Consider the following 26,841-nt stretch of genomic DNA (forward strand, 5'->3'; position numbering starts at 1 on the left):
CAATGAAAAATTTAATCATCGTAGAATCCCCCGCAAAAGCCAAAACGATTAAAAAATTCTTAGGCGATGACTACGACGTCGTCGCTTCAAAAGGACATATCCGCGATCTGCCGCAGAAAAAATTCGGCATTAAAATCAAAGATAAAAGCTTCGAGCCCGAATACGAAATCAGCGCCGATCACGATCAGATCGTAAAGCAGATAAAGACGCTGACTAAAAAGGCGGATCAAATTTATCTCGCTACGGACGAGGATCGCGAGGGCGAGGCGATCGCCTATCATATCGCAGCTTCGATCGGCAAGCAGGCGGAGGATCTGCCGCGCATCGTATTTCACGAGATCACCAAAAGCGCGATCTCAAACGCGCTAAGCTCGCCGCGCAAGCTCAATATCGCAAGCGTAAACGCCCAACAAGCGCGCCGCCTGCTCGATCGCATCGTGGGCTACAAGCTAAGTCCGCTTTTAAATTTAAAGATCCAGCGCGGCTTGAGTGCAGGTCGCGTCCAAAGCGCCGCGCTTAAAATCGTCGTCGATCGCGAGCGCGAAATTTTAAATTTTAAACCGGTAGAATTTCACAGCATCGACGCGGTTTTTAAAAAGGACTTGGAAGCCGAGTTCGTAGAATTTCGCGGTAAAAAGATGGAAAAGCTCTCGGTCAAAAACGCGGCGCAGGCTAGCGAGATCGTCCTGACGCTGCAAAAAGACAGATTTAGCGTAGAGAGTATCGAGAGCAAATCGCGCAAAACAAACCCCTACCCACCGTTTATGACCTCGACGCTGCAGCAGGCGGCGAGCACGGCTCTGGGCTTTAATCCGCGAAAGACGATGAGCCTCGCGCAGAGCCTTTACGAGGGGGTTAATACCAAAAACGGCGGCGCGATTACCTACATGCGAACCGACTCGCTAAATATCGCTAAAGAAGCGATCGCGGCGGCTCGCGAGCTCATAGAGGAGCACTTCGGCGAAAAATATCTGCCCAAAAGCGCGAATTTATACGCCACCAAGAGCAAAGGCGCACAGGAGGCGCACGAAGCGATACGACCCACCGATCTAAAGTTTACCCCCGAGCTCGCGCAAAAAATCCTGCCTCGCGACGAATACCGCCTCTACGCGCTCATCTACAACCGCTTCATAGCCTCGCAGATGAGCCCTAGCGTCTCGCAGATCCAAACGATCATCGTGCGCGGCGAAGAGGGCGCGTTTAAGATCAGCGGACGTAAAGTGGAATTTGACGGATTTTACAAGGCTTACGGCGATCTGGATAAGGATAAAATTTTACCGAACTTCGATACCGGCGACGCGATGAGCCTGCAAAGCCTAAGCTCGCAACAGCACTTCACCGAGCCGCCGGCGCGCTATTCGGAAGCAAGCCTCATCAAAAAGCTCGAAAGCCTCGGCATCGGCAGGCCCTCGACCTATGCGCCTACCGTCTCGCTGCTTACGGCGCGCAACTACGTAAATATCGAGCAAAAGCACCTGGTGCCGAGCGAGATCGCCTTCAAGATCACCGAGATGCTGGAGCAAAATTTTAAAAACATCGTCGATAGCGAGTTTACCTCCAAAATGGAGGAAAAACTCGACGACATCGCCGAAAACAAAGCGGACTGGCAGCAAATTTTAGCGGATTTTTACTACCCTTTTATGGACGAGATCGCCAAAGGAAAAACCTCGATCGCAAGCCAAAAGCTAGCCGAAAAGATCGGCGAAGCATGCCCGAACTGCGGCGGCGAGCTACTTAAGAGGCAGGGCAGATTCGGCGAGTTCATCGCTTGCTCGAACTATCCGAAGTGCAAATACTCCCGCAACGCGGACGCTAGCGCCGAAGGGGCGAGCGAGGAAAAGGCGGCGCCCGAAGTGCTAGATGAGAAATGCCCGCAGTGCGGTAAAAATTTGATCAAGCGCAGGGGCAGATACGGCGAGTTTATCGCTTGCGAGGGCTATCCGAAGTGCAAATACTCGCGCAAAATCGAGGGCGCAGCAAAGGAGAAAAAGCCGCTCGTCTCCACGGGCGTTAAGTGCCCGAGCTGCGGCACGGGCGAGATCGTAGAGCGCTTCTCCAGACGCGGCAAATTTTACGGCTGCACAAACTACCCAAAATGCGGCTTTGTGAGCAACTACGCGCCGATTGCGCGCGCATGCCCGCAGTGCGGCAACTCATACATGCTCCGCAAAGAGCTGAAAAAAGGCAACTTCGCCGAGTGCCCACAGTGCAAGCTTAAAGAAGAGATCGATTGATAATAGGCGTCATCTCGGACTCACATCGCGAAACGGAGGTCGCTGCAAGCGCCATAGAGTGGCTGCTCGCGCGCGGAGCGGATCTGCTCGTGCATGCAGAGGGCATCGTCGCAAGCGAGACGCTGCGGCTTTTGCGGCAAAGCGGCAAGCCCTACTTCGCGGTTTTAGGGAACAACGACGAGGCGCTTGCTGAGTTTAAAAATGAGTTCAACCTGTACGATGAGCCCTTTTGCACGGAGTTTGCCGGGCTGCGACTAAAAATAATGCACCATCCGTTTTATCTATTTGACGAGGAGCCCGCGGCGCAAAATGAAGCAGACGAGTTAAATTTAAACGCGGATTTAGGCACGGGTGCGGATCGCGCGGCAAATTTTCGCAAGGAATTCGGCGCAGACCTAGTCAAAAATTTGGACTTTAGCGATGAAGTAAGCCGCGACACGAATTTAGGCTCAAACTGCAGAGCAGATCGCGCGGAAATTTTAATCTCAAATTCTAAAACGGCGGCTTGCTCGGCAAATTTAGACGCAAATTTTAATGCTGCGGACGTTGATGAAATTTTAAACGGCGCGCGCGGTGCAGACGAAAATTTCAAAAACGCGCATAACACGAGCGCGAATTTCAAAAGCAGGCAATCCGTAAGTCTAAATGTGAGCTTGGGCTTGAATGCGGGCGCGGATGTGAACTCAAACGCAAATTTAGACTTAAGTCTGGACGCAAACTCAGCCTCGAGCTCGAACGCAAATTTAAACTCAAATGTAAGCGCGAATTTAGCCGCTAATACGAGTCCAGATATAAGCTCTAAAGCAAGCTCGGGTGCGGATCGCGCAGTAAATTTAACGGCGAGTTTAAGCGCGAATTTATCCACACCAAACTCATGCGTAAATTTAGCCGCGCTGAGCTTGGGCTCAAATTTGACCGCGAATTCTTACCCCAATGCAGGCGGTGAAAGTAAAAATCGGAGCCCGTGCGGATGTGGCGCGGATAAAATTTCAACTATCAAAATTTATGGCCACACCCACTATTTCGCCGCGGCGGTGGATAAAAACGGCGCGCTCGTGCTAAATCCGGGCGAGATTTGCGGGCGTAAAAAGCGACTTTTCGAGTTTGCTTACGTCGTAACGCAAGGCGGGAAATTCCGCGTATTTCGCGTCTGTGCCGCACCCGAGAAAGCCCTAAAATGGCGCGAATGCGAGATAAAACTATGAATGAAATTTACGTCCTAATCGCGCTATCGTTTTTGATCTTTGCTTCGCCCTTTTTGGCTAGCCTAGCTAGAATTCCGCTCTCGCCTATGGAGATCATGCTTGGCATCATAGCCGCAAATTTAGGGCTTTTGCCGCCAAGCGCGACCTTCGATCTAGCCGCTCAGATCGGCTTTTGCTACCTTATGTTTTTGGCGGGCTGCGAGGTGGATTTCCGCGCGCTGCTTGCGATGCCGCGCAAAATTTTGCGGCTAATCCTAATCTTTTTGGCGCTACTTTATATCCTAAGCGCGCTTGCGGTTTGGGTGTTTGAACTGCCGCAGATGCTTATCATCGCCGCACCTCTGATGAGCGTCGGGCTGCTTTCGGCGCTGTATAAGGAATACGGCAAGGATCAAGCGTGGCTCAATCTCGCGATGCCCGCGGGCGTGATCGGCGAGCTCATCAGCATCGCCGCCCTCACAGTGGGCGGCATCTACCTTAAAAACGGCTTCGGCGTGGAGATGGCGCTTCATATCGGCGCGCTTTTGGGCTTTTCCGTGGCAGCCTTGGCGGTTTTTAAAGGGCTTGAAATTTTATTTTGGTGGTTCCCCGCGCTAAAAACGGTCATCATGCCCAAATACGACAAAAACGAAAAGGACGTGCGATTTGCGATGGCGCTGTTTTGCCTCATCTGCGCCGGAGTGATGCTTTTGGGGCTTGAGGTCGTCATCGGCGCCTTCATCGCAGGCACCTTTCTGCCGACCTTTTTCTCTCACAAGGACGACCTCATCGAGAAACTATCGTCGTTCGGCTTTGGCTTTTTGGTGCCGATATTTTTCATACACACCGGAGCCGTGATCAAGCTAGAAGCGCTCCTTATGCCCGGAGTGATGAGCTTTGCCGTAAGCCTAGCGGCGCTGATGTTTGGCATCAGGCTGCTTGCGAGCGCTACGTTTTTAAGCACTCTGGGGCGCAAAGGCGCGGTGCTTTTCGCGCTATCGCTATCTATGCCGTTAACCCTCGTCATCGCCACGGCGACGCTTTTTTACTCCACCGCCGCGATCTCGCAAGAGATATACTTCGCGATGATCATCGCCTCGCTAATAGAGGCGCTTGCGTCGATGATTTTGATAAATTTTATTTACAAGAAATTTTAGGACGGGGTTTTAAAATTTTGGAATTATAGGATTTTGGAATTTTAAAATTTTAAAATTCTGCGAAATTCTAGAATTTTATAAAATTTGGTTTTATGCAGGATTAAGATGGAGTTAAATTTAAAGCTCTATTTTGCACTGCGATTGGTTAAGTCTTGTAGTTCCATAGTGTAGTTTGGGATTTGTTCCCGAGTAGAATAACCATACGCTTTTAATATTACATTCAACAGCTTCATTATATCGCTTGCTGACAAAAGAGATGTTTGCTTTGGATTTAAATTGAGCAGTTTCCAAATTCTATGGAATTCTTCGGGTCTCAATGCTTCGTCGATATCATAATCAAGGGTGACTTCAATAACTTCACCATTATAATATAAAATCCAAATTCCTTTAGAATCAGTGCCATGGTCATAATCTGGATCAGGAAAACTATAAATTTTCCATAGCCAACAATCCGCATCTCGATCAATAGTCCATCGCAACTCATTAATAAAAGTCTCATAGTATGGATTATATTTGTAGTAAATTTCACTCAATCCATACTTCTCATCATCCTCTTTAGTGATGATTGCATTTTCAAACGCCATCTGCGCTCCTTGGAATTTAAAATTTAGCGTGCAAACAGAAATTTCAAGTGCAAATTTATGCAAAATTTCGCGACGTAGCCGAAAACGGCAAGCATGGAAATTCTAAACTCGCCGCACTCAAAAATAGGCCGGCGCGCTTGCCGCGACCGCTAACTCTGCTCGGCGCGTATATATTTGCTTTCGCTAGCCGCGGCAAAGCAAAAGCGACTTGTTAGCAAAGCTAGCGATAAAAATTAATCGCAACCCATCCGCAAAATGGCATAACTGCACGATTTATGGACGGGCTAGCAAAACCAAAGCGAGCTGATTAAAATTTAAGCTTTAGCTTGCGGCGCTTAAAAGCCGATTTAAGCTTAGACGCGGTGCGGGCAGCGTACCGCGACACGGCGTCTAGGCTTCAAGCTACATTAAGACTGGAATTTTCGTCTTTTGTAGGAAGTATTTCGACGCGCCGCCTAGGAATATCTCCTTTATGCCGCTGTCCGAGTGCAAGCCCGCGACTATGAGGTCGAAATCGCCCGCGTCTGCATACTCTAGTAGCACCTGTCCCGGGATCTTGCCCTCGGCGTTTAACGCCTCAAAAACATCGATTTTAACGTCATGCAAGGCTAGATAGTCGCTTATGCGGCGCTTCGTTTCGGCAAGATCATCTTGAAGGTAGTGGTTTGCGGTGATGACGGTGACGGATTTGGCGCGCTGTAAAAGCTCTAGCCAATTATCGAGCGCCCTTGCAGACGCCGCAGTGCCGGTAAGCGAAACTAAAATTTTATCCGCCCTAAACTCCTGCAGCTTGCGCGGTATGACGATGCAAGGCTTGCCGCTTTTGGTAACCGCAGCCTCAAACGTGCCGGTGATAGAGCCAGTAGGCGGCACGGAGACCAGCACCAAATCGCAATATTTGGAGTATTTCTCGACCAGCTCGGAACGGATGCCTACCATATGCCTCAAAGCGGCGCTATTTGGGACGTGATCGTCGTCGCTTTGATCTAGGCCCAGCTTGGCGCATTCAGCGTCGAAGATCGCTTTGATCACCTCGCGCTCGGCTCTCATCTCATCGCCCGCGGATTTTAAAAACTCCTCCATCAGCACGCCGCCTTTTAGCGTCATACGGACGTTGTAGATCATCTTAGGATCGAGCTGGCACGCCATTATGTTGATGTGCGTGCCGAAAAATTTATTCACTAGCAGCGCTCCGTGTATGCGCTCTGCCAGCTCCTCGCCGCCGCCGATAGGGAAAAATATCTTTTTAAGCTGCATCTTTACGCTCCTATTAAAATTTTAAGCTAATTCCAGTGAAATTTTAGAGCCTTTCTGCTCGGTCACGCGCACTCGCACCACATCGCCCGCCTTGTAAGGCGTCGTGATAAATTTAGCGCGCAGCAGTCCGTCCACGCCGTCTCGCAGCGAGATAAAGGTGCCGAAATCCAGCACGCTTTGCACCACGCCGTCAAACTCCTCGCCGATTTGAAATTTTACCTCTTTGCGTTCACCGCGCGGCTTACGAAAATCGCGAGAATTTGAAACTATCGATAAAATTTTCTCTTTTGCGCCCGATACACTGCTAGCTTTGGGGCCTTGAATCTTGACCTCACCCTTTTCTCGATCCAGATCGATATTTACGCCGAAGCTTTCGGTGATCTCTTTGATGACCTTGCCGCCTTGGCCGATGATGTCGGGGATTTTGCTTGCCTCGACGCTAAAAATTTCAAGCTTCGGAAGCACATCCTCGTTTATAACGATCGCCGTATCCGCCTTCTCCATCAAGCCCAAAATATGCGCGCGAGCCTGCTTTGCCTGCGCTAGAGCCTCTTTTAAAACCTCCAGGCTGATGCCGCCGAGCTTGATATCCATCTGAAGCGCGGTGATGCCCTCATAGGTGCCCGCGACCTTAAAATCCATATCTCCGTCGTGATCCTCAAGCCCCATTATGTCGGTTAGCACGGCATGCTTGTCGCCCTCAAAAATTAAGCCCATCGCAACGCCCGCAACGAGCTTTAGCGTAGGTACGCCCGCTGCTCGGAGAGAAAGTGCGCCGCCGCAGACAGAAGCCATCGAGCTTGAGCCGTTGCTCTCTAAAATTTCGCTCACTACGCGGATGGACTGCGGCGAGTTTAGATCGATGCTTGGATATAGCGCTCTTTTGGCTAAATTTCCATGTCCCAGCTCGCGTCTGCCGGGGCTTTTGAGCGGACTTGCTTCGCCGACGCAAAAGCCTGGGAAGTTGTAGTTAAACATAAATCTATCGCTGATCGGCTCAAGCTGCGTTAGGCTGTCGCTTAGCTGCGCGTCGCTATCGCCGCCTAGCGTAGTGACGACCAAAGCCTGCGTCTGCCCGCGCGTAAACAGGCAGCTTCCATGCGCGCACGGTAGGATATTTGTCTCGATACTGATCGGGCGCACCTCATCAAGCGCGCGTCCGTCGGCTCTGCGGCGATCTTCGATGATCTGCGTGCGGATGATGCCGCGCTTATACTTGCCGATGACACTGGAGACCGTCTCTTTGCTCCATTCGTTTTGCGCCGCGGCCTCGGTGGTTAAAATTTGATCCACGATTTTGTTTAGTTCGGTAGCGCGTTCGCTCTTTGCCATCTGATTGATCGCCGCTTTGACGGCGTCTTTGTAGTTTGCGTCGATAAAATCCGCGATATCCTCATCCTCGATCTCAGGCTTGTACTCTAGGCTCGCATCCGGCTTTTTAAGCGGCAAAAAAGCCTCTTCATAGGCGGTTGAACCCGCACTTATCGCCTTTGCGGCAAAATCGATCGCATCTACCATCAGATCTTCGCTAAATTCATTCATCTGCTGTGCACCGCCTCTAATCTGCGGCAAGGAGCGCATCTCGATCATCAAAAGCTCATCGCCGACGCCGGCTACGTAAAGATCGAGCACGCTAGCTTTAAGCGCGGAGTTGCTCGGATTTAAGATGAAATTTCCGTTTTGATAGCCTATGCGCACGCCGCAAACGGGCGCCTTAATCGGGATGTCGCTAAGATACAGCGCCGCGGACGCCGCATTAAGAGCGACGACTTGCAGATCGACCTCGGGGTCCGCCGATAGCACATAAACTACGATCTGCGTCGGATACGCATATCCCTTTGGAAAGAGCGGGCGCAGCGAGCGATCTATGATGCGGCTGGTAAGCGTCTCAAAATCGCCTGGCTTGGTCTCGCGCTTGATGTAGCCTCCGGGGATTCTGCCCGCTGCGTACATCTTTTCGATATATTGCACGGTAAGGGGCAAAAAGTCCTCCTGCACCTGCGTCTCTTCTCGCGCTACGGTAGCGAGCACGACGGTATTTTTTACGCGCAAAAGCGCCGCACCCGCGGCTTGCTTTGCGACCTTATTGATATCGAAAATTTCGGTATTGCCATTTACTTCAATTTTGCACTGCATTAATTTTCTCCTTGTTTTTGTTAGTCTCGTGAAACGGCAGATAAAGCGGGCATTTGTTTAAAATTTGCATTATCTCCTCCGCGCTTGAGAGCGTTTTTTCTTTGTAATAAAAATCCACATTCACAAAATCTCTGATCTTGTGAACGGCATAAATTCCATCTACTAGCATGGCGATCTCGTCTGCATTATCGCTGCCGATAATGGGCGTGGCGTAAAAGATCGCTTTGGCGTTTAAGCTTACGAGCGTCTTTATGCAAGTAAGTGCGGTCAGCCCGCTCTCACACCCCTCATCTACCAAGATGACGTTTTTTTTCTCTAAATTTCCCAAAAGCTCGCCCTTGCGAAATTTATACATGTTTTTTAAAATTTTCTCCTCATAAAGTCTGTTCGCCTGCCCGTAAACGTAATCCAGGCTGATGCCGAAGCTTCGCACGAGCTCATCCACCATCACGATCTCTTGGGTTTCGCTTACGCACGCGATCGCACATTCAGGATTATTTGGCGCTAAAACGGGCTCAGTAAATAAAAACTCATAAGCAAGCCCCAGCTTTAGAGCAAGATGGTTTGCGATAGGAAGCGACTCCAAAGACTGAGCGATTATTAGAAAATTTTCGTTTTTGATCACGGTGGCGGGTAAAATCTCTGCGAGTTTCATCGCGGCGTCGATTTGGTTTTCAAACATCAGCTCGGCTCTAGGCGTCATTATTTTTCGCTTCCGTATTCGCTATCTACTGAAAAATCATACCCTACTCCGCCGAACGGATAGAAATTTACGAGAAAGTAAATTCCGCGCTCCTTGCTTGCTTTGCTGTAGCCCGTCGTACTAGTATTTTTAGGCTCGATATCCTCTTGATACACAAAAGAGTAATTCCAACACTTGCGCGTATGAGAAAATCCCACGCGCCACATTTTAGAATAAGATCGCTCCAAGTCGTAATCCCAACGCCCAAAAATTTTATTATTCCTAGGCAAATTTACCGAAGCATTTACGATGCCGTAGTTATCTTTCGTATAGCGTTTAGGCTCCATGCTAAGTTTTTCATATTCGTAAGCGTGACTAAGTCCAAAGCTAAAGTCGTCGTTGGAGTAGTTGGCATAGGTATAGACTTTATCAAAGCTTTTATATTTATGTGAGTAGGTAAAGCGGTTCCCGATATTTAGTCCATTTGCAAAATACGCATCGATGCGGTGTTCTAAATCATCGAACTCGTGATCGTCGAAGTCATATCGCTGCTTGACGCTATGGCGTAAAAATTTACGTCCGTCTTCATTATAAAAAAACTGCGTCATACTTAAAGCTGCATTTTCGTGGGTGTATTCGTCGCTAAGCTCGCTCAAGAAGTTATCCTCCCAATAAAGCGAGTCTTGCAAGTTACCTAGCCGCGAGCGGTCTACTGCGCCGCGAGCAAGGTCGTATTTATACTGATGATACTTTAAAATTCTATCCTCGATGTCGCCTTGCTGCCATCCGGGAATTCTAAAATCCGCTCTCCAGCTCATAGTGTGATACAAGCTATCGTAAGCCCTGGCTACGTCGGTGTAGAGTGAAAGCTCGGTGTATTGATTAGCGTAGAAAGTGCTTTTATCCTCGCCAAGATCGCCGTTTGCGTAGTAGAATTTATCGTGCCAATCGATATTAGTCATATACACTCGCTCGGTAAAGGCGAAATTTAAATAATCCGCCAGTAGTGGCGTGCTTATACTAATCGGTACGTCAAACTCATATTGGCGAGCAGTCGCGCCCTCCCATCTGGTGTAATTACGCGCTTTTGCATCAAGCGAATAGATCAAATTTGGCAGTCCCAAATCATTGCTAAATTTATGATATTGAAGCGTCGGAAGCTCTTGGACGGTATCTTCGTTGCGGAAGGTATTATCGGCGTTTAGCTTGCTTGTATCGATGTAGTATCGTCCGTAAGCGCCAAAATAGTGCTCGTCTGAGGTCAAATAATAATTCAGCCGTGAAGTTACGAGCGAGTTATCCGCATCGTTGCCAAGACCTCCCTTTTCCTTCAGATCGTAGTATTCAAGGTCGTTTAACTGAGTAAAGTCGATCCATAAATTTTCGCGCAGATCGCCGTCTAGCAGATAGGTCGCAAGCTTGCTGCGATCGTATTGCACCTCAAAGCCGTGGTGACGCTCGTTTTTGTATTCGAGGCGTTTTTGCGCTCGCGAAAAGTTATCGAAAACTCCGCCTCTAATCTCGCCGTAAGAATACGGAGACTCCGTAAATCGAAATGTCCCGTATACGCCAAAGCCCCTGCGCGTGCGCACCTGCGGATCGAGCTGAAAATCCCAGCTATCGTAAGGCGCAAAATAGATCGGTTGCTTGTAGTAAATCCCCTCCTTGCTGATGTAGCCGGCCTCTGGAGGCAGTAGGCCCGTGCGGCGCGTGCGGTCGGTCGGGAAGCCGAAATACGGCAAATAGAGCACCGGCACGTCGCCCACGTAAAATCTCGGATTAAAAAGATGGAGGAATTTGCTCTCTTTATTGAGCATGCCGCTACTAAATTTGATGCGCCAATCAGGATCGGTAACGTTGCAGCTAGATACGCTAGAGCCCTCCACGCGGTAATACTCGCTATCGCTGCAGCTGGCGTCGTTTTGCATCCAAAGCTCGGAGTCCTTGTCCATCATAAAATTTACGTCGGCTTGCTGCTTATCGTTTTTCAGATCGATTTTGATATATTCGGCGCGGGTGGTTTCGCTGCTGCCGCGCATCGCATTGACATTACCAAAAAGCTCGATGATGCCGTTTTGCTCGTCGTATGTAGCGTGATCGGCGGTGATAAAGTAGTCCTGTGAATACACCGTTACGTTGCCACTAGCCTCCGTCAAAAAGCCGTTTTTCTCGACATTATCTGCTATGAGCTCGACGTCTTGGACCTTTGCGCTCGCACTACTTGCTAAAAGAGCGCTAAAACTAAGCGCTAGAATTTTAAATTTTTTACTCTTTTTCAATCTCTACCACCAATGTTTTCGCCGCCATATCATGCAGGCTCTGACGCGAGTTCGTAAAAAGCGCCACCAAAAATCCCATATAAAAGATCATCTCGCTTATCAACCTAACCGCCGCGCGGATCGCTGCAGTAGCGATATCCATAGAGCTGCCGTCAGCGCGGACGCAATAAATTTTAACCGCAAGCTTGCCTAGCGTCGCGCCGTATAGATAGACAAAAATCGCCTGATATAAAAATTTTATTATCGCGTAATGCAAAATGAATTTTGACGCGATCTTTTGTACCTCAAAATTACTTCCGCTCTGCGCCGCTGCGACAAGCTCTGGCTCGTCGATGGCAAATAGCACAACCACAAAAAGCGTTACGCTCACCGCTTCGTCAATACTAAACGCAATTACGCGCTTGCTAAGCGGAGCGATGATCAAATTTTATCTCTTAAGGCTTGGTACGCGATATCGCGCCTATACTGCGCGCCGCTAAATTTTATATTTTCGCACAGCGCGTAAGCCGCATCGCGCGCCTGCTTTAGGCTCTGCGCGACGCCCACGCCTACCAAAACGCGCCCGCCGCTAGCGTAAATCCGCCCCTCTCGCTCACTCACGCCTGCGTAGCAGATATGTGCGCCCGCAGGAATTTCGCCCGTCTTGATCGGCTCAGGCTGCGAAGAGCCGTAAGGGTAGCGCTCGCTAGCCATCACGACGCCCACCGCAAATCGCTCTTTTAAGCTTATGCTGCTTAGCTTGCCTACGGCGGCGTTGTATAAAATTTCGCTCAAATTTCCGTCAATTAGCGGCATCAAAACCTCGCACTCCGGATCGCCTAAGCGGACGTTGTACTCCAGTACATACGGCTCGCCGCCCACGATCATAAGCCCCACGAATAGCACGCCGCAAAAGGGCGCGCCCTGCTGCCGCATCCCTTTTAGCGTAGGTGCTACGATCTCGCTCTGCACTCTTTTTATCAGCGCGGCATCCGCTAGCGGGCTTGGCGCATAAGCTCCCATGCCGCCGGTATTTGGGCCTAGATCGCCGTCAAGCAATTTTTTGTGATCCTGCGCTACGGGCAGACTTACGAAATTCTCCCCGTCGCAGATCGCAAAAAAGCTCAGCTCGAAGCCCTCTAAAAACTCCTCCACGACGACGCGCTTACCCGCTTCGCCGAAGCTTTCACCGCTTAGCATATCCGCGGCGGCTTTTTTAGCTTCATCTTTGGAATTTGCGATGATGACGCCCTTGCCCGCGCACAGGCCGTCCGCTTTGACCACGACGCGGCCGTTTAGGGTGTCTATAAATTTTGAAATTTCGGATAGATCGTCGCTGCTTAGAAATTTTGCGGTTTTGATATGATTTTGCGCTAGAAAGTCCTTCATATAGGCTTTAGAGCCCTCAAGCTTCGCCGCAGCGGCGCTGGGGCCGAATATCGCGAGACCTTGCGCTTTAAAAATATCCACGATACCTTTTGTAAGAGGCTCTTCGGCGCCCACGACGGTAAGGGCTACGTCGTTGTTTTTGGCAAAGAGCGCGAGCTCATTAAAATCTTTTAAATCTAAATTTTTACCAAGCGCCTTTGTAGCGCCGTTTCCCGGAGCAAAATACAGATTTAAAACGTTTTTATCCTCGCGAAGTCTTAGCCCGATCGCGTATTCTCTACCGCCGCCGCCGATTATTAGGATATTCAATGAAGCCTCCGTAACGTAAAAAACCCAAGTGAGCGTTGCGTAAAAAGAATCGGCTCAAACAAAGCCAATCTTGCAACTAGGAAAAATCTCTAGGTCGCAACCCGTAACTTTAAAAAAAGCTCGAGCCGAGCCGCGTCACACGAACCTCTCACGTCGTCGCTTATACAAATATGTTGAACCCTCATATAAAACGCTCTCGCTTCACCCAGGCTTGGGCAAAATTATAGTCAAAATTTGCTTAAACTATGGCAAAAGCGCCAGATCGACGCAGGATTTTATCGACCTTCTTTCGCAGATTATCGGCTCGCAAAACTCGCTCAAAACGCTCGCCGTCGTTCTACCGATACAGATCGCCTTGTAGCTCTCGTCCCAGCCGAAATTTGCGGTAAAGCCGCGGACGTTTTTAGGCGAGGTAAAAATCAGTGTGCTGCCTTGCGGCGGCTTTGCAGCGGCAGGCAGGCTGATAATGGAATTTTCGTAGGCGATCATGCTTTGCAGCCGCACGCCGGCGCTAGACAGGATCTGCTCCAGCTTTGATACCGTCTGCCTCGCGCGCAGATACAGCGCGTCTGCGCCTTGCAAGAGCGGCGCGATCTCCTCGGCAAACTCATTTCCGTGCCCGTGCTGCGCCGTATAAATGTCGCGAAATCCAAACTCGCGCGCAGCCGCCGCACACGGCTCGCCGATAGCGTAAACGGGCGTATCTAAATCAAGTGAAATTTCATTAAATTTTATCGCCGCCACCGCATTTTTGGATGTAAAAATTAGCGCGCCCGTCTGCGCAGGTAGGCTAAATTTGAGAAATTTTATCTCGCAGACCGCAAGCCGCCTCACCTGCGGATGATCAAATCTCGTATTAGACACCAAATATATCAAAACGCCCCCTCTAATTTTAATTTTATACAACTAGTATATTTCCATCTTTAAAAAGTTAATTATAGCGTTTGGTTGAAGATACTTTTGCGCTTTTATATCTTAGTTTCATATATTAAAGGCTTCTTTTACCTCCTAACCTCTTTTTTATAATTATTCTCCGATTTTCTACTTCATTATTTTTTCATAAAATAGAATAAAATTTTGCCTAACAATGGTAAAATTTCGAATCAACTTATTTTCCTTGCAAAATCTTTTTCAGTTATTCCTCTTTCTCGAATCTCAACTCTCTTGTTCTCGGGTGCTGAAGTTTCTATTTCTTCTTCGGTTCGATATTTTTTTCCAAAATAAATATCTTGCCAATAAGCAATCGTGTTTGCGTTTCTTCCATCAGATGTTCTTGTTATAGTTTTTTTAGTGCTAGGTTTTATTATTTTTACCTCATTACTCTCCAGTATAGATAACCTATCTTGAACACTACTAGCTTTCATTTTTAGTTTTGGAATTTCCAAAACTCCCAAGCTCTCGTTTGTGTCAGGATCAAAGATTTCATCATCTTTTTCAAAAATAATAAATATATCTCCAACTTTAACACCATCTAAATCGCCTTTGTTTATGGCCACTCTATGACTATCTATTATTTTTACAATTCGTGCTTCCATTATTAATTTTCTCCTTGTAAGTTTAAAAATTTTTTCGATATCACTTCTTCAATATCACTTTCTTTGAGTTGTAAACTAAAATACAAACTACTATTATACTGCTTTGGCAGAGGTTTATCAATTCGATACAAAATTTGAATATGGCATGTCTTATCATTGCCCTGTACATATTTTACAATGCCTATACCGACAAATACCTCAATATTTTCACTATCTATAAAGTAAAGCCTTATAATATCATTATAGGTTAATTTAATGGATGATTTATTTAAAAATAGCTCGTTGCCATCCACCTCTCTATGTAAGGGTCTAAGTTTAAGTTTTTTAATTAAGCTATAATCTGTCACATACTGCCTCATATTATACAAGTAACCAACAAGTATTGAGACTACGATTAGAAAAATGAAAATAAACAAAATAAGCCACTTAATACTTATTAAGTCGCCTACATTAACAAATAAAGTAACCATAGCTGATAAAGAACCAGATACGCCTATAATAATGGCAATTATATGTGCTTTGAGATACTCAAGCATCAGATACCTTTTTATAAAAATTTTATACTACTATATTTAAGCAAAATAATTCAAATTTTCAGCCACTCGTTTAAAATTTCAATCTGCGCCGCAACGCTCTCATTCGCCGTGCCTCCTTGCGACTTGCGCGCCTCTTTAGAGGCGTTTAGATCAAGAAATTTAACCGCACCCGCGTCCAAGCTTTCATCCACGCTTGCAAGCTGCTGCGCGTTTAGCTCGCTCAAATCTAGACCTAAATTTTCCGCATACGCCACGGCCTTGCCCGTGATGAAGTGCGCCTGGCGAAACGGCACGTTTTTCTCCCGCACGAGATAATCAGCCAGATCGGTCGCGCTCAGGTGCCCGCGCCTGGTCATCGCGAGCATATTTTGCTCGTTAAATTTAGCCGTTTTTAGCATCTGTTTTAAAATTTCAAGGCTCGCAAGCGCGGCGGCGACGCTATCAAAAACGCCCTCCTTGTCCTCCTGCATGTCCTTGTTGTATGCTAGCGGCAAGCCCTTCATCACCGTTAGCAGCGCGACGAGATTGCCGTTTACGCGCCCCGTTTTGCCGCGGATTAGCTCGGCGACGTCGGGGTTTTTCTTCTGCGGCATGATCGAGCTGCCCGTGCTGTACGCGTCGCTGATCGTCACAAATCCGAACTCCTGCGAGCTCCACAAGATGAGCTCCTCGCACAGGCGGGAGGCATGCGTCATCAGCACGCTTACGTTAAACAAAATCTCCAGCGCAAAATCGCGGTCGCTGACGCTATCCATCGCGTTTGGCGTCACTCCCGCAAAGCCTAGCTGCTGCGCGACCAGCTCGCGGTTTATAGGGTGCGGCGTGCCCGCAAGCGCGGCAGAGCCCAGCGGACAGAGGTTGTTTCGCTCGCGCGAGCTAGTAAAGCGCTCATAGTCGCGGCGAAACATAAACGCGTAAGCAAGCAAATGATAGGCAAGGCTAACGGGCTGAGCGTGCTGAAGGTGCGTGTAGCCGGGCATCAGCGTGTCCGCGTGCTTGCTAGCGATATCTCGCAGCGCGGCGACTAGCTCGCGAGTTTTTTCGGCGAGCGCGGCACCGCTTTTAAGCACGTAGAGGCGAAAATCAAGCGCGACCTGATCGTTTCTGCTGCGCGCGGTGTGCAGCCTGCCGCCAAGATCGCTTCCGATGAGCTCGCTTAGGCGCTTTTCGACCGCCATATGGATGTCCTCGTCGGCGGTTTTAAACTCAAATTTTCCGCTTTTTATCTCTTCAAACACGGCGTCAAGCCCTGCGACGATCTTTTCGCTCTCGTCAGGCTTTAAGATCCCGCAGGCGCCGAGCATTCTTGCATGTGCCTTGCTGCCTGCGATATCCTCCTGCCAAAGCGCCCTATCAAAGCCGATCGAGGCGTTAAACTCCTCCAAAAGCGCCGAACTCGCCTCGCTAAAGCGCCCCTCCCACATTTTTTTCACGCTCGCTCCTTCGTTTAAATTTTCGGTGATTTTTTAAAATTTTAAATCTCGCCGCACAAGATTTGTGGGCGAGAAAAAAGGCTAAAGCGCGGTAAATTCCTAAAAAACGCGTGTGCCACGTTTTTGCACTAGACTTTGGAATTTATTGCGCCTCAAGCTTAGCGCTTCAAAAGCGCTTGCCAGCTTATTCGATCCACTTTACTACGTCATCCATGCTGCGGCGGATCTTTTGCGGCTGCGGGTTTACGCGGTAGCCGAAAGGCACTAGCAGCGCCACGCGGCGATCGTTCCAATCAATGCCTAAAATTTCATTTAGCGCCGCGCGATCAAAGCCCTCCATCGGGCAGCTGTCGATGCCGCGGCTTGCGGCCTCGTTCATCATCGCAAGTGCTGCGAACATGCACTGCGCGTGCGACCAATTAAATAGCTCCTCATCGTCGTTGTGAAAATAACCGCTTAAAAAATCTTGATAAAATTTATGCCTGTCGCCGATATATTTGGGCGCTTCATCTTTTTTACGCGTAATCATTCGCTCGATATAATCACTTCCTAGCTTTATGTCCTTGATCTTTGCTAAAATCACGACCAGATGTGAGCAAGAGGTGATCTGCGGCTGATTCCACGATTTTTCGCGGATCCGTTCGCGCAGCGCGCCGTTTTGCACGACTAAAAAGTCCCATTGCTCTAGCCCCGTAGAACTAGGTGCTAAGATGCCTGCCTGCAAAATGGCGTCAAAATCGGCTTTGCCGATTTTTTTGTTCTCGTCAAAAATTTTGCACGCGTGGCGAAATTTCATAATCTCTAAATGTGTCATAGTCTCTCCTTAATTAGAATTTTTGTAGATCAAATACCCGCCATCTTTGCGTCTGATGCTGAGGTTGCCCTCGCGCGAGCGCACGCCGATACGGTAGTAGCCGTCCTCTTTGGTGACGTTGATGTCGCTAAAGCCGCCGATATTTACAGCAAAGCTCGCACCGCTAAGCGGGATCTCTTGGCGCCAAAACTCCGCTTCAAGCGTGCCAACATTTGCGTCAGAGCTTTTGAAATCGTCTGCGGTGATGAGCTGCACGCTGTCTTTGCGGATGACAAATTTTAATCCATTGTCAAATTTAAGCGTCTCTAGCGGTAGCTCCAGGCGCGGCGCGAAGCTAGGCGTGATGCCACTTTGCGAGGCCTGCTTTTGTAAATTTGGATCAGTCGAAGTAACCGAGACGTCCAGTGCCCTATGTAGCGCGGGTTTGGCGCTAGCGCTTAGCACGAAGTCATCGTGCCAATCAATCGAGCGATTGACATCAACGATCTTTTCGTGCAGGACCCCGTCGTCGTCCCTATATCGCACAATTAAGCTTTCGATCGTAAGGGCGTCGGAGGGAAGCGCAAAGGTTTGCTGCGTAAAATTTTTAGGCGCGGGAGTATTTTGCGACGTGGCGGAGGAGCTTTGCGCCGGATTGGAATTTTGCGGAGCAGATTGCGCGTTTTGTTGCATAGTGGAGTTTTGCACTGTAGAATTTTGCGCTGTAGAATTCTGTGCCGCCTTGAAATTTTGCGCTATCGTAGAATTTGGCTCGCTTACTTCTGGCACGATCGGTAACTCATCAGGAGGCGGAAGCGTCGCAGCTGAAGGCTGCGCAGAAGAGTTCAGCTCCATTTTAATGACCTGCGAAGGAGCGCCAATGCCCGCTTGGGGCGCAGAAGCTTTTTTTTCGGTCTGCGAGAGCTGTGCGCTCACGGCTTTTTTAGCGACGCTTGCTTTAATGCTGGAATTCGCTTCTACGGCGCTTTTTTGCATTGCTGCGGTAGGGCTTTTAGATGTTTCAGGTCTCATTATAGCTTGCTTTTTAGCGTTTGGGCTTTGAGCACCTGTTTTTGGCTCTTTAATCGCCAAATCGGTAGAATTTTGCTCTTTTACCGCGGCGATGTTGGGTTTCGTAGCGTTTGAATTTGCGCCATTTAAATTCTCTGCGTTTAAAAAAGCACAAAGACCTAAAATTAGCAAAGAAATTTTTCTCATTTTTTAAGGTCCGGATCGAGCGAGCGACGCTCTAAATAAAGCTTTTGCAGCTCAGCGTTTTCCTCTTTTAGCCGCTCGACGTCGGTGAATAAAAACGCCTTTTCTTTTTGCAGCTGGCGCAGCACTTCAAACGATCGCTTGCCAAATAGCACGTCACCCACGAAGATGCCTGCAAAAACAACGCAGACGATCAGCGCAAGAGCTGCAAAAATCTGCTTAAGCGGTGAAAACGGATTGATAAAATTCAGCCGTTCTTTTAAATTTTTATGCTTCTTTAAAGCTTTTTTAGCGACAGTATCTGCGTTTTGCGGCGCAAAAGAAAATCCTTGCGTGGCAGAATTTATGTCTTGAGCCGCAAAGCCCGTGCCTTGAGAGCTGTAGTCTGCACTTTGAGCCGCAAAGCCCGCGTCTGCTTGCGCGCTACCTTCGTAGTTTCCGCTTGCAGCGGAGCTTTTGCCGCTTAAATTAGAGTTACCACTTGTGGCATCAGAGGCAGAACCTGCTTCGTCTATACCGCGCGAAGCTCCGTTGCGATTTTTCCGGAAGCCAGCCCCTACCTCGCTAAAGCCTCCGCCAAAATTTTCATCGCTATAAAATTCTTCATCGTCAAAAAAATCGTCCTCGTCAAGGTCTGCGTCTGAATATCTGCCTTGCGTGTCCGTATAACCCGCTCCGTCCGCATAGGTACGCTGCGCACCGCCTTTTAAGCCCCGCTTGGACTTTTTTTTAAAAAACATTTTAAATTCGGCTTCCTAAAAACTCGTCCGTCTCGCGCTCGATCTCAAGCAGGCGGTTGTATTTAGCGTTGCGTTCACTTCTTGAGGTCGCGCCCGTTTTGATTTGGCCCGTATTCATCGCGACGGCGAAGTCCGCGATAAAGCTATCTTCGCTCTCGCCGCTTCTGTGGCTCATCACGCAGCGATAGCCTTTGCGCTGAGCTAGGCGGATCGTTTGCATCGTTTGGCTGACGGTACCGATTTGATTTGGCTTGATTAAAATCGCGTTGCCTACGCCCTTGGCGATGCCTTCGCGTAAAATTTTCTCGTTCGTTACAAATAGATCATCGCCCACGAGCTGTACTTTAGAGCCAAGCTTGCTCGTTAGCTTCGCCCAGCCAGCCCAGTCGTCCTCGCTTAGGCCATCCTCGATCGAAAATATCGGATACTTCTCGCAAAGACGTGCGTATCGCTCTATCAGCTCTTCGCTGCTAAATTCTTTGCCTTCTAGCTTATATTTGCCGTTTTCGTACAGCTCGCTAGCTGCGACGTCAAGGGCTAGCTTGATCTGCTCGCCCGCTTTATAGCCTGCTTTTTCGATAGCTTGCATGATTAGTTTGATAGGCTCTTCGTTATCGTTTAAGTTCGGCGCAAATCCGCCCTCGTCGCCCACTGCCGTGCTGTGACCGGCCGCGTTTAGAAGTCCTTTTAGCGTGTGGTAAATTTCGCTCGCCGCTCGCAGCGCGTCGCTAAATTTATCAAATCCAAACGGCATAATCATAAATTCTTGAAAATCTACGCTGTTGTTCGCGTGCGCGCCGCCGTTAATGATATTAAACATCGGCACCGGTAGCACGCTAGCGTTCGCGCCGCCAAGATAGCGATACAAAGGCACGTCAAGGCTTTTAGCCGCCGCGCGCGCTACCGCCATAGATACGCCAAGCACCGCATTTGCGCCCAAATTTGAGTAGTTATCGGTGCCGTCAAGCTCCCTCATCTGCTCATCAAGTGCTTTTTGATCAAACGCATCAAGTCCGATCACGGCTTCGGCGATCTGGGAATTTACGTTTTCTACCGCCTTTAGCACGCCCTTGCCGCAGTATCTTTCGTCTTTGTCGCGAAGTTCCAGCGCCTCGCGTTTGCCCGTGCTTGCGCCGCTTGGAACTATCGCGCTTGCTACGGTGCCGTCGCTTAGAGCTACGGTCGCCTTCACGGTCGGGTTGCCGCGGCTGTCAAGTACCTCTATCGCATAAACATCTTCGATATAAATCATCATTCATCTCCACTTTGTAAATTTTCTTCATCGTCCGCGTCTGCGCTGAAATTTACGCTGCCCATCTGCTCGCGGATCTTTGCAGTGATCTCTTCGGCGATGGCAGGGTTATTCTCTAGATAAATTTTAGCGTTTTCGCGCCCTTGACCTAGCTTAGTGTCGCCGTAGCTGAACCATGCGCCGCTTTTATCAACGATGTCGAGCTTGACGCCGTAATCGATCAGCTCGCCCACCTTGCTGATGCCCTTGCCAAACATTATGTCAAATTCCGCGATCTTAAACGGCGGCGCCACCTTGTTTTTCACGACTTTGACCTTGGCGCGGTTGCCGATACTCTCTTCATTTTGTTTCAAAGTAGCGATCTTGCGTATGTCGATGCGCACTGAAGCGTAAAATTTAAGCGCATTGCCGCCGGTCGTCGTCTCGGGCGTGCCGTAACCCATCGCGCCGATCTTCATACGGATTTGGTTGATAAAGATCACCGTCGTATTCATCTTATGCACGACGCCGGCGAGCTTGCGCAGCGCTTGGCTCATAAGTCGCGCCTGAAGCCCCACATGCTGATCGCCCATATCGCCCTCGATCTCGTTTTTCGGCGTAAGCGCGGCAACGCTATCTACGACGATAAGATCGATCGCACCGCTTTTTGCCAGGGTTTCTACGATATCGAGCGCCTGCTCGCCGAAGTCGGGCTGAGAGACGTAGAGATTGTCGGTATCTACGCCTAAATTTGAAGCATATTTGACGTCCAGCGCGTGCTCGGCGTCCACGAATGCGCAAATTCCGCCCGCCTTTTGGCACTCGGCGATGATGTGAAGCGTAAGCGTCGTCTTTCCTGAGCTCTCTGGCCCGTAAACCTCGATGATGCGCCCTTTCGGCACGCCGCCGATGCCAAGCGCGATGTCAAGCCCCACCGAGCCCGTAGAGATGGCGTCTATCGGCTCGACCTGCTTATCGCCCAGCCGCACAAGCGTGCCCTTGCCGAAAGCTTTGTCGATCGATTTTAGCGCCGCATCCAGCGTCTTTTTCTTTCCCTCGTCCATGTTTTTCCTTAAAAATAAATTCACCTGATTTTACCAAATTTGAAATGAATTTTTGATTATTCGCTCAAATTCGGCGCGGCATCGGAATTTGAAATTTTTCAAAAGCGCAAAAGCTCTGCGCGGCAAGCGGAGAGCATTAAATTTAGCCTTTTAAACGAACCCTGTTTTTCACGTTTTTCTTTAGAAATTCCGCATTTTTATGAGGGCTGTAGCAAAATTTCACTATAATTTCGCAACATTTTGGAATCACGCCGCGCGCGAAATTTAAAGCGGAGCAAAAAGGATAAAATTTGAAGATTTTTAAGTATATAAACGTCGCTCACTCGCCCGACGCCGACGACATTTTTATGTATAAGGCGATTGATTTCGGTTGGGTGAGTTCCAAAAATCTAAAGCTTAGCGCCACCGCGCTTGATATCCAGACGCTAAACGACGAGGCGCTAAAGGGCACATACGAGGCCACGGCGATTAGCTTCGCGCTATATCCTCTTATCTGCGACGAATACACGCTTTTGCGCACGGCGGTGAGCTTCGGCGAGGGCTACGGCCCAAAGCTCGTTAAGAAAAAGGACGCGGTTTTGAAGCGAAATTTCAAAGTCGCGCTCAGCGGCAAACACACGACTAATGCCCTGCTTTTTCGCATGGCCTACCCGCAGGCGCGCATAGTTTATAAAAACTTCCTAGAAATCGAGAGCGCGGTCTTAAGCGGCGAGGTGGACGCGGGAGTACTGATACACGAAAGCATTCTTGACTTTTCGGACGAGCTTTGCGTGGAGCGCGAGATCTGGGATATCTGGAGCGAGCTAGCGGGCGAAAATTTGCCGCTGCCGCTGGGAGGTATGGCGGTTCGCCGCAGCCTGCCGATAACGGATGCCATCGAGTGCGAGCGCGTGCTAACCGAAGGCGTGCGCATCGCCACCGCGCATAAGCCCTTTTTGTCGCACATGCTCATGGAGCGAAATCTCATCCGCGTGGACGACGCAAAGCTCGAAAAATATCTGAGCCTTTATGCTAACGAGGCCTCGATCGAGCTTTCGGGGTCGCAGATAAGGGCGGTAGATAGGCTGTTTGAACTTGGCTACGAGCGCGGATTTTACCCTGCGCCGCTTAGCGCGCAGGAGAATTTTATCCCGCGTGAATATAACGAGATCCGTTTTGCAGACTGCGGCGGGCAAAACCCGATGTAAAGGCGGGCGAGGTTAAAATTTAGCTGAAATTTGAGCCTTGCTTCGGCTGATTTTGCTCGGAACTCTGCCCCTTCGTTTCGGCTAAATTTCTAGGCATTAAGGGGTTTGCGCCTCGGCGAAAATTTTACTTCGGCGTAAAAGCAGGCGCGCGGTAGAATTTTATCTCGTTTTTGATGTGCGGTAATCCGCTTTTGAAATTTAGCCGTAGAGGGCGACGTGGATTTAAATTTGCGCGCAAATTTAACATCAAACTTGCCGCGATTTTACCGCCAGGTTCGTCAATCGACCGCCTGCTGTGGCGTTATTGTCGCGGTGCGATGTTCCGCCTCAAATTTACGGCTATGTGGCGATGAAATTTTACGGTGCGGCGTTGCATTGCGCGGCTGTATTTTGTACCGCAGAGTGCGAGTTGCGCGTGCGACGTAGCGCGCCTCTGAAAACGCATCGCAATCGAGCTAAATTTAATCGCAGCAGCAGCGTTAAATTTTAAGATAGCGTTCGCGTTTTGCACCGTGCGGCGCGGCGGTATCGCTAAATTTTAAAACGATACGGCGCGAGCGGCAAGCGCGAAATTTAGAAATGAAATTTAAAAGGCAAAATTTTGAAAACAAAGCAGATAGATTTTAGCAAATACACCTCCGTGCGTATAGGCGGGAGCTTTGCGGTGCAAATTTTAAAGGACGAGGCCGATTTTGCGGAGTTTGAGAGTATCCGCGAGCGCGCGATCATCGGCGGCGGCAATAATCTGCTCATCTCGCCCGCACCGCCGCACCTTGCGATGCTAAGCGAGGAGTTCGATCGTATAAGCTTAAGCGGTGATGTCCTTAGCATCGGGGCTGCGACGAAGTCGGGTAAAATTTACAACTTCGCCAAAAAGCAAAACATCGGCGGCTTTGAGTTTTTGCGCAACATCCCGGGTCAGCTCGGCGGGCTAATCAAAATGAACGCAGGGCTCGCCGGCGCTAGCATCAGCGATAGCCTGCTTGCCGTGCGCCTGGCTCGCGGCTGGGTGGAGCGCGAGCGGATAAGCTTTGGCTACCGAAGAAGCGGGATCGAGGAGCCGATTTTGGGCGCCGAGTTTAAAATTTCGCGCGGCTTTGATGCCGAACTCGCCGCGGATTTCGCCGCCAAACGCGCCAACCAGCCAAAGGGAGCAAGCTTTGGAAGCTGCTTTAAAAACCCGCCAAATGATGCCGCGGGCAGGCTGATCGAAGCGGCGGGGCTTAAAGGCCACGCGATCGGCGGAGCGAAATTTAGCGAGCAGCACGCCAATTTCATCATAAATTTCGGCGGCGCGAGCTTTGAGGATGTGATTGCGCTCATAAATTTAGCGCAAAGCCGCGTTTTTGAGGAATTCGGTATCGAACTGGAAACCGAAGTCGTGGTGCTATAAAAGGAAATTCGTATATTTTGCCCCGACTAAACTTACTCGGTTGTCCATTCCGTCTTTTTTGCACTGGATTTTTTTATGCTTTGAAATTTTAAAATACCGACGAAATCGTCAAATTTAAAAGCGCTCGAATACAGTGCGCCGATGATACTAACTGCCGTTTCATCGCTTAAAATAGTCGCTACAAAAATAGTCCGCAAAAACAATCAATTTTATCTCGTTTATCTCGCCATGAAAAACAGTTGTTGAATTTTGCGCGCCAAACCGACGCGACCGTCTAAATCGGCATTCCGTAACCGTCTAAGCGGGCAAGCAAATTTAGCCCAGATAGCAGCCCGCTAAAGCCGCGACTGTGACGATGAGAGTAAGCGCGGCCGTTAATTTATATAGTCGCAAAGCTCCCGCGCAGCGACTTTTCATATCGCGGATTTTAGGCGGCTTGCTAGCTAAATTTAACTCCGCAAGCGCCGCGTCAAATTTACCGAAATCAAGCCTCCCCTCCGCAAAATCCTTAAATATAAGCGCGTCAAAATGCAGCCTAACGTGCAGATAAAATAGCCCCGCAAAAGCCGCTAAAAAGCCCGCAATCACGGCAAAATGCGTAAAGATCGTAAGGCAGACGGCAAGCTGAAGCAAATTTAACAAGAAAAACAGCCTATGCGTCGCCAAAAACCTAGCCGTAACCAGCGCCAAGGCTCTATCGTCCGTCCTTTGACGGCATTCCTGCCCCCTGTCTTGCGCCTCTTTTTTGCTTTGCTTCGCATTCGTCATTTTATCTCCTCATTTTGGGCGTTTGCCTTTGGTTAAATTCCCGCTTGTTTTCGCCAAGAATTTTGCAATGCCGCTTGTTTCTAGCCTGCAGATTTTTTAAATTTGATCCCTCAAACCGGACTTGATCAAATTTAGCCTGCGCCTATTTCGCGCTTAAATTTGCCGCACTTGCTTTTGCGAATTTAGCCGGTCTTTACTCCGCTTTCGAATTTACGCGGGCTTCTGTGGCTAGCCGCGCTATCCACTCACGCAGCGAGCTAGCGACTGCGATATTTTCGCGGCGCGATTTTAGCAAATTTAGCGCCTCGTCAAAGCCCAGCCCCGCATAAATCACCAACCAAGCAAGCAACACCGACGCACTCCTGCCGTAGCCAAGCGCGCAGCAGACCAGCACTTTTTTGCCGTTTGTTTCGGCGGCTCGTTCGTTTGAGTTTGCAAGAGCTTGCCCCGCCTCGGCGATTTCGCCTTCGTTTGCCGTGCCACGCGTTTGCGAATTTACCCGCGAGTCCGCTTGCTCGTTAAATTTCAAATCTCGCCCGTGCGCGCAGCCCGCCTTGGCGCTAAAATTTGATCCTAGTTCCATCCTTTGCTGCAAATTTTCGCCGCCGCAGAGAGTCGTTTTCACGAGTCGCTCAAGTTCGTCCGCGCCGCGTTTTAGCTCGTCCGCGCCGGGCGTTATCATATCTAGCATAGGCACGCTCGCGTAAATTTGCGCGCCGCCAGGCCGCTCAAACTCGGCCGCGCAGTCTAGCACCGCGTCAAATTTACCCGCTTCCTTAACCGAGCCTAGATACAACCCGGGCAAAATCTCGTCTGAAAGCCGGCGTCCGCGTAGCCAAAAAAGCGCATTTAACCGCGCGATGCAAAGATAAGGAAAAAGTAAAGCTTTAGCCGCGGCGGCGTGACAGCCTCGCTCGTTTTTAGCAAAAACTCCCGCGCCCAAAAACGCATAACCGCAAGCAACCAGCGCGAAACTAAGGCTCGCCCACGATAGCCACAGCATCCACGCGCCCCAAATTTTAGCTCCCACAATCGCCGCAAAAAGCGTCAAAAACGCAAATCCCAGATATAATGCCGCCCATTTGTAGCGAGCGGGCTCCCTAGCTATAGCGAAACTAAGCGGCGCGCCCTCTAGCGGACGAATCAGTAGCACCAAGCAGCCCGCGGCCAGCCCTGTCGGAATGTCGATAAAATGGTGCTGATACGTGGTCAGCACGCTAAGGCCGATGAGCGCAAACCACGCCGCAAGCGCCGCCTTAAGCCAAACCGCGCGCGCCTTGCGAAGGTAAAATGCGCCCACCACGACGCAAAGTATGATGTGCAGCGAGGGAGCTTGATTAAACGGGAGGTCAAAGGCGGCCAGGCTTGAGAACAAAAAGCCGCTAAGTCCCGAAACTGCGGGCTTTTCCCACGACATTTGCAGAGGAAAAGCGATAAAAAACAGCGTCGCGATCATCTGCGCGACTAGCAGCTGCGTAACGTAGCGCGCGAGCTCCCCGGCGTCACGGCAGAGGAAAAATCCAAGCGCGTAGAGCAAATTTAGCGACCAGTACGGCACGATACTCCACACCCAAAACGGCACCGCGCGCTCCCACGCGAAATAGATCTCAGGCACGTTTGCGCGAGCGCTCGCGAGGGCGTTCGTGGCGCCGTAGCTAGCGTAAAATATCGCCGCAACGACGACTAGCGCGGCCAGCTGCGATAAAAACAGTTTTGTTTTCATTTTTGCCTTTTTTGCTAATTCTATCAAATTTTA

Annotated in this window: 24 protein-coding genes; 5 read left to right on the forward strand and 19 right to left on the reverse strand. The window is 49.6% G+C overall.

Annotated elements, in window-relative coordinates; all coding sequences use genetic code 11:
- Positions 1-2: 2 nt before the first annotated feature.
- From topA to QZ367_RS06410, 3 genes are read left to right on the forward strand one after another with little or no spacing between them, the layout of a single operon-like run.
- Positions 3-2,234: a type I DNA topoisomerase gene (gene topA, locus QZ367_RS06400; protein ID WP_291938710.1), complete on the forward strand. Its 2,232-nt coding sequence runs from the start codon at positions 3-5 to the stop codon at positions 2,232-2,234.
- Positions 2,231-3,439 carry a metallophosphoesterase family protein gene (locus tag QZ367_RS06405; RefSeq protein ID WP_291938712.1) on the forward strand — a complete coding sequence of 403 codons (1,209 nt, stop codon included), beginning with the start codon at positions 2,231-2,233 and terminating at the stop codon, positions 3,437-3,439. The genes topA and QZ367_RS06405 overlap by 4 nt, the downstream gene beginning before the upstream one ends.
- A complete protein-coding gene (locus QZ367_RS06410) occupies positions 3,421-4,575 on the forward strand; it encodes a cation:proton antiporter (protein ID WP_291938714.1) in 1,155 nt (384 codons plus the stop codon). The genes QZ367_RS06405 and QZ367_RS06410 overlap by 19 nt, the downstream gene beginning before the upstream one ends.
- Positions 4,576-4,700: 125 nt before the next feature.
- On the opposite strand, the gene QZ367_RS06415 is transcribed toward QZ367_RS06410, so the two are convergent.
- From QZ367_RS06415 to recA, 16 genes are all read right to left on the reverse strand, one after another.
- Positions 4,701-5,159 carry a hypothetical protein gene (locus QZ367_RS06415; RefSeq protein WP_291938715.1) on the reverse strand — a complete coding sequence of 153 codons (459 nt, stop codon included), beginning with the start codon at positions 5,157-5,159 and terminating at the stop codon, positions 4,701-4,703.
- Positions 5,160-5,561: 402 nt separating this feature from the next.
- Positions 5,562-6,416: a universal stress protein gene (locus QZ367_RS06420; RefSeq protein WP_291938717.1), complete on the reverse strand. Its 855-nt coding sequence runs from the start codon at positions 6,414-6,416 to the stop codon at positions 5,562-5,564.
- A 21-nt stretch (positions 6,417-6,437) separates the two neighbouring features.
- Complete coding sequence (locus QZ367_RS06425; RefSeq protein WP_291938719.1) at positions 6,438-8,552, reverse strand: polyribonucleotide nucleotidyltransferase; 2,115 nt, start codon at positions 8,550-8,552, stop codon at positions 6,438-6,440.
- The gene (locus tag QZ367_RS06430) at positions 8,536-9,255 is read right to left on the reverse strand and encodes a phosphoribosyltransferase family protein (protein WP_291938721.1); all 720 of its coding nucleotides are present in this window, start codon (positions 9,253-9,255) and stop codon (positions 8,536-8,538) included. The genes QZ367_RS06425 and QZ367_RS06430 overlap by 17 nt, the downstream gene beginning before the upstream one ends.
- On the reverse strand, positions 9,255-11,513 hold the full coding sequence (locus QZ367_RS06435) for an LPS-assembly protein LptD (protein ID WP_291938723.1): 2,259 nt from the start codon (positions 11,511-11,513) through the stop codon (positions 9,255-9,257). Before QZ367_RS06435 ends, QZ367_RS06430 begins: the two co-directional genes overlap by 1 nt.
- The gene (locus QZ367_RS06440; RefSeq protein WP_291938725.1) at positions 11,500-11,937 is read right to left on the reverse strand and encodes an RDD family protein; all 438 of its coding nucleotides are present in this window, start codon (positions 11,935-11,937) and stop codon (positions 11,500-11,502) included. The genes QZ367_RS06435 and QZ367_RS06440 overlap by 14 nt, the downstream gene beginning before the upstream one ends.
- Entirely contained in the window at positions 11,934-13,190 is a 1,257-nt protein-coding gene (gene purD / locus QZ367_RS06445) for a phosphoribosylamine--glycine ligase (protein ID WP_291938727.1), read from the reverse strand. The genes QZ367_RS06440 and purD overlap by 4 nt, the downstream gene beginning before the upstream one ends.
- A gap of 243 nt (positions 13,191-13,433) precedes the next feature.
- A complete protein-coding gene (locus QZ367_RS06450) occupies positions 13,434-14,066 on the reverse strand; it encodes a uroporphyrinogen-III synthase (protein WP_291938729.1) in 633 nt (210 codons plus the stop codon).
- Positions 14,067-14,293: 227 nt separating this feature from the next.
- Positions 14,294-14,725, reverse strand: coding sequence for a hypothetical protein (locus QZ367_RS06455; RefSeq protein ID WP_291938731.1), 432 nt, complete (start codon positions 14,723-14,725; stop codon positions 14,294-14,296).
- 2 nt (positions 14,726-14,727) lie between these two features.
- Positions 14,728-15,261 (reverse strand): hypothetical protein, encoded by a 534-nt coding sequence (locus QZ367_RS06460; protein ID WP_291938733.1) that lies wholly within the window; start codon positions 15,259-15,261, stop codon positions 14,728-14,730.
- Between the two features lie 50 nt (positions 15,262-15,311).
- Positions 15,312-16,685 carry an argininosuccinate lyase gene (argH, locus tag QZ367_RS06465; protein WP_291939289.1) on the reverse strand — a complete coding sequence of 458 codons (1,374 nt, stop codon included), beginning with the start codon at positions 16,683-16,685 and terminating at the stop codon, positions 15,312-15,314.
- A 193-nt stretch (positions 16,686-16,878) separates the two neighbouring features.
- Positions 16,879-17,508, reverse strand: coding sequence for an NAD(P)H-dependent oxidoreductase (locus QZ367_RS06470; protein ID WP_291938735.1), 630 nt, complete (start codon positions 17,506-17,508; stop codon positions 16,879-16,881).
- Positions 17,509-17,517: 9 nt separating this feature from the next.
- Positions 17,518-18,705, reverse strand: a complete 1,188-nt coding sequence (locus QZ367_RS06475; RefSeq protein WP_291938737.1) for a hypothetical protein — start codon at positions 18,703-18,705, stop codon at positions 17,518-17,520.
- Positions 18,702-19,442 carry a hypothetical protein gene (locus QZ367_RS06480; protein ID WP_291938739.1) on the reverse strand — a complete coding sequence of 247 codons (741 nt, stop codon included), beginning with the start codon at positions 19,440-19,442 and terminating at the stop codon, positions 18,702-18,704. The genes QZ367_RS06475 and QZ367_RS06480 overlap by 4 nt, the downstream gene beginning before the upstream one ends.
- Before the next feature lies 1 nt (position 19,443).
- Complete coding sequence (gene eno, locus QZ367_RS06485; protein WP_291939291.1) at positions 19,444-20,694, reverse strand: phosphopyruvate hydratase; 1,251 nt, start codon at positions 20,692-20,694, stop codon at positions 19,444-19,446.
- The gene (gene recA, locus QZ367_RS06490) at positions 20,694-21,737 is read right to left on the reverse strand and encodes a recombinase RecA (RefSeq protein WP_291938740.1); all 1,044 of its coding nucleotides are present in this window, start codon (positions 21,735-21,737) and stop codon (positions 20,694-20,696) included. Before recA ends, eno begins: the two co-directional genes overlap by 1 nt.
- A gap of 290 nt (positions 21,738-22,027) precedes the next feature.
- On the opposite strand from recA, the gene QZ367_RS06495 reads away from it, so the two are divergent.
- Together QZ367_RS06495 and QZ367_RS06500 are read left to right on the forward strand one after the other, a co-directional pair.
- Positions 22,028-22,924, forward strand: a complete 897-nt coding sequence (locus QZ367_RS06495; protein ID WP_291938741.1) for a menaquinone biosynthesis family protein — start codon at positions 22,028-22,030, stop codon at positions 22,922-22,924.
- Positions 22,925-23,525: 601 nt separating this feature from the next.
- Positions 23,526-24,317, forward strand: coding sequence for a UDP-N-acetylmuramate dehydrogenase (locus tag QZ367_RS06500; RefSeq protein ID WP_291938743.1), 792 nt, complete (start codon positions 23,526-23,528; stop codon positions 24,315-24,317).
- A 32-nt stretch (positions 24,318-24,349) separates the two neighbouring features.
- On the opposite strand, the gene QZ367_RS06505 is transcribed toward QZ367_RS06500, so the two are convergent.
- The 3 genes from QZ367_RS06505 to QZ367_RS06515 all read right to left on the reverse strand — a co-directional run bounded on the left by QZ367_RS06505 (position 24,350) and on the right by QZ367_RS06515 (position 26,808).
- Positions 24,350-24,514 carry a hypothetical protein gene (locus QZ367_RS06505; RefSeq protein WP_291938745.1) on the reverse strand — a complete coding sequence of 55 codons (165 nt, stop codon included), beginning with the start codon at positions 24,512-24,514 and terminating at the stop codon, positions 24,350-24,352.
- A gap of 118 nt (positions 24,515-24,632) precedes the next feature.
- The gene (locus tag QZ367_RS06510; protein ID WP_291938747.1) at positions 24,633-25,085 is read right to left on the reverse strand and encodes a hypothetical protein; all 453 of its coding nucleotides are present in this window, start codon (positions 25,083-25,085) and stop codon (positions 24,633-24,635) included.
- 193 nt (positions 25,086-25,278) lie between these two features.
- Entirely contained in the window at positions 25,279-26,808 is a 1,530-nt protein-coding gene (locus tag QZ367_RS06515; RefSeq protein WP_291938749.1) for a phosphatase PAP2/dual specificity phosphatase family protein, read from the reverse strand.
- Between the last annotated feature and the right edge of the window lie 33 nt (positions 26,809-26,841).

This window comes from Campylobacter sp., from assembly GCF_019423325.1.
GTDB lineage: Bacteria > Campylobacterota > Campylobacteria > Campylobacterales > Campylobacteraceae > Campylobacter_B.

What these genes read in the sequence shown, in the direction of transcription:
- topA (WP_291938710.1), top strand. Translation starts at nt 3, where the DNA reads ATGAAAAATTTAATCATCGTAGAATCCCCCGCAAAAGCCAAAACGATT.
- QZ367_RS06515 (WP_291938749.1), bottom strand. Translation starts at nt 26,808, where the DNA reads ATGAAAACAAAACTGTTTTTATCGCAGCTGGCCGCGCTAGTCGTCGTT.
- QZ367_RS06460 (WP_291938733.1), bottom strand. Translation starts at nt 15,261, where the DNA reads ATGCTTGAGTATCTCAAAGCACATATAATTGCCATTATTATAGGCGTA.
- QZ367_RS06475 (WP_291938737.1), bottom strand. Translation starts at nt 18,705, where the DNA reads ATGAGAAAAATTTCTTTGCTAATTTTAGGTCTTTGTGCTTTTTTAAAC.
- QZ367_RS06420 (WP_291938717.1), bottom strand. Translation starts at nt 6,416, where the DNA reads ATGCAGCTTAAAAAGATATTTTTCCCTATCGGCGGCGGCGAGGAGCTG.
- QZ367_RS06480 (WP_291938739.1), bottom strand. Translation starts at nt 19,442, where the DNA reads ATGTTTTTTAAAAAAAAGTCCAAGCGGGGCTTAAAAGGCGGTGCGCAG.
- recA (WP_291938740.1), bottom strand. Translation starts at nt 21,737, where the DNA reads ATGGACGAGGGAAAGAAAAAGACGCTGGATGCGGCGCTAAAATCGATC.
- QZ367_RS06425 (WP_291938719.1), bottom strand. Translation starts at nt 8,552, where the DNA reads ATGCAGTGCAAAATTGAAGTAAATGGCAATACCGAAATTTTCGATATC.
- QZ367_RS06430 (WP_291938721.1), bottom strand. Translation starts at nt 9,255, where the DNA reads ATGACGCCTAGAGCCGAGCTGATGTTTGAAAACCAAATCGACGCCGCG.
- QZ367_RS06455 (WP_291938731.1), bottom strand. Translation starts at nt 14,725, where the DNA reads ATGGAAGCACGAATTGTAAAAATAATAGATAGTCATAGAGTGGCCATA.
- QZ367_RS06510 (WP_291938747.1), bottom strand. Translation starts at nt 25,085, where the DNA reads ATGACGAATGCGAAGCAAAGCAAAAAAGAGGCGCAAGACAGGGGGCAG.
- QZ367_RS06410 (WP_291938714.1), top strand. Translation starts at nt 3,421, where the DNA reads ATGCGAGATAAAACTATGAATGAAATTTACGTCCTAATCGCGCTATCG.
- argH (WP_291939289.1), bottom strand. Translation starts at nt 16,685, where the DNA reads ATGTGGGAGGGGCGCTTTAGCGAGGCGAGTTCGGCGCTTTTGGAGGAG.
- QZ367_RS06470 (WP_291938735.1), bottom strand. Translation starts at nt 17,508, where the DNA reads ATGACACATTTAGAGATTATGAAATTTCGCCACGCGTGCAAAATTTTT.
- QZ367_RS06415 (WP_291938715.1), bottom strand. Translation starts at nt 5,159, where the DNA reads ATGGCGTTTGAAAATGCAATCATCACTAAAGAGGATGATGAGAAGTAT.
- eno (WP_291939291.1), bottom strand. Translation starts at nt 20,694, where the DNA reads ATGATTTATATCGAAGATGTTTATGCGATAGAGGTACTTGACAGCCGC.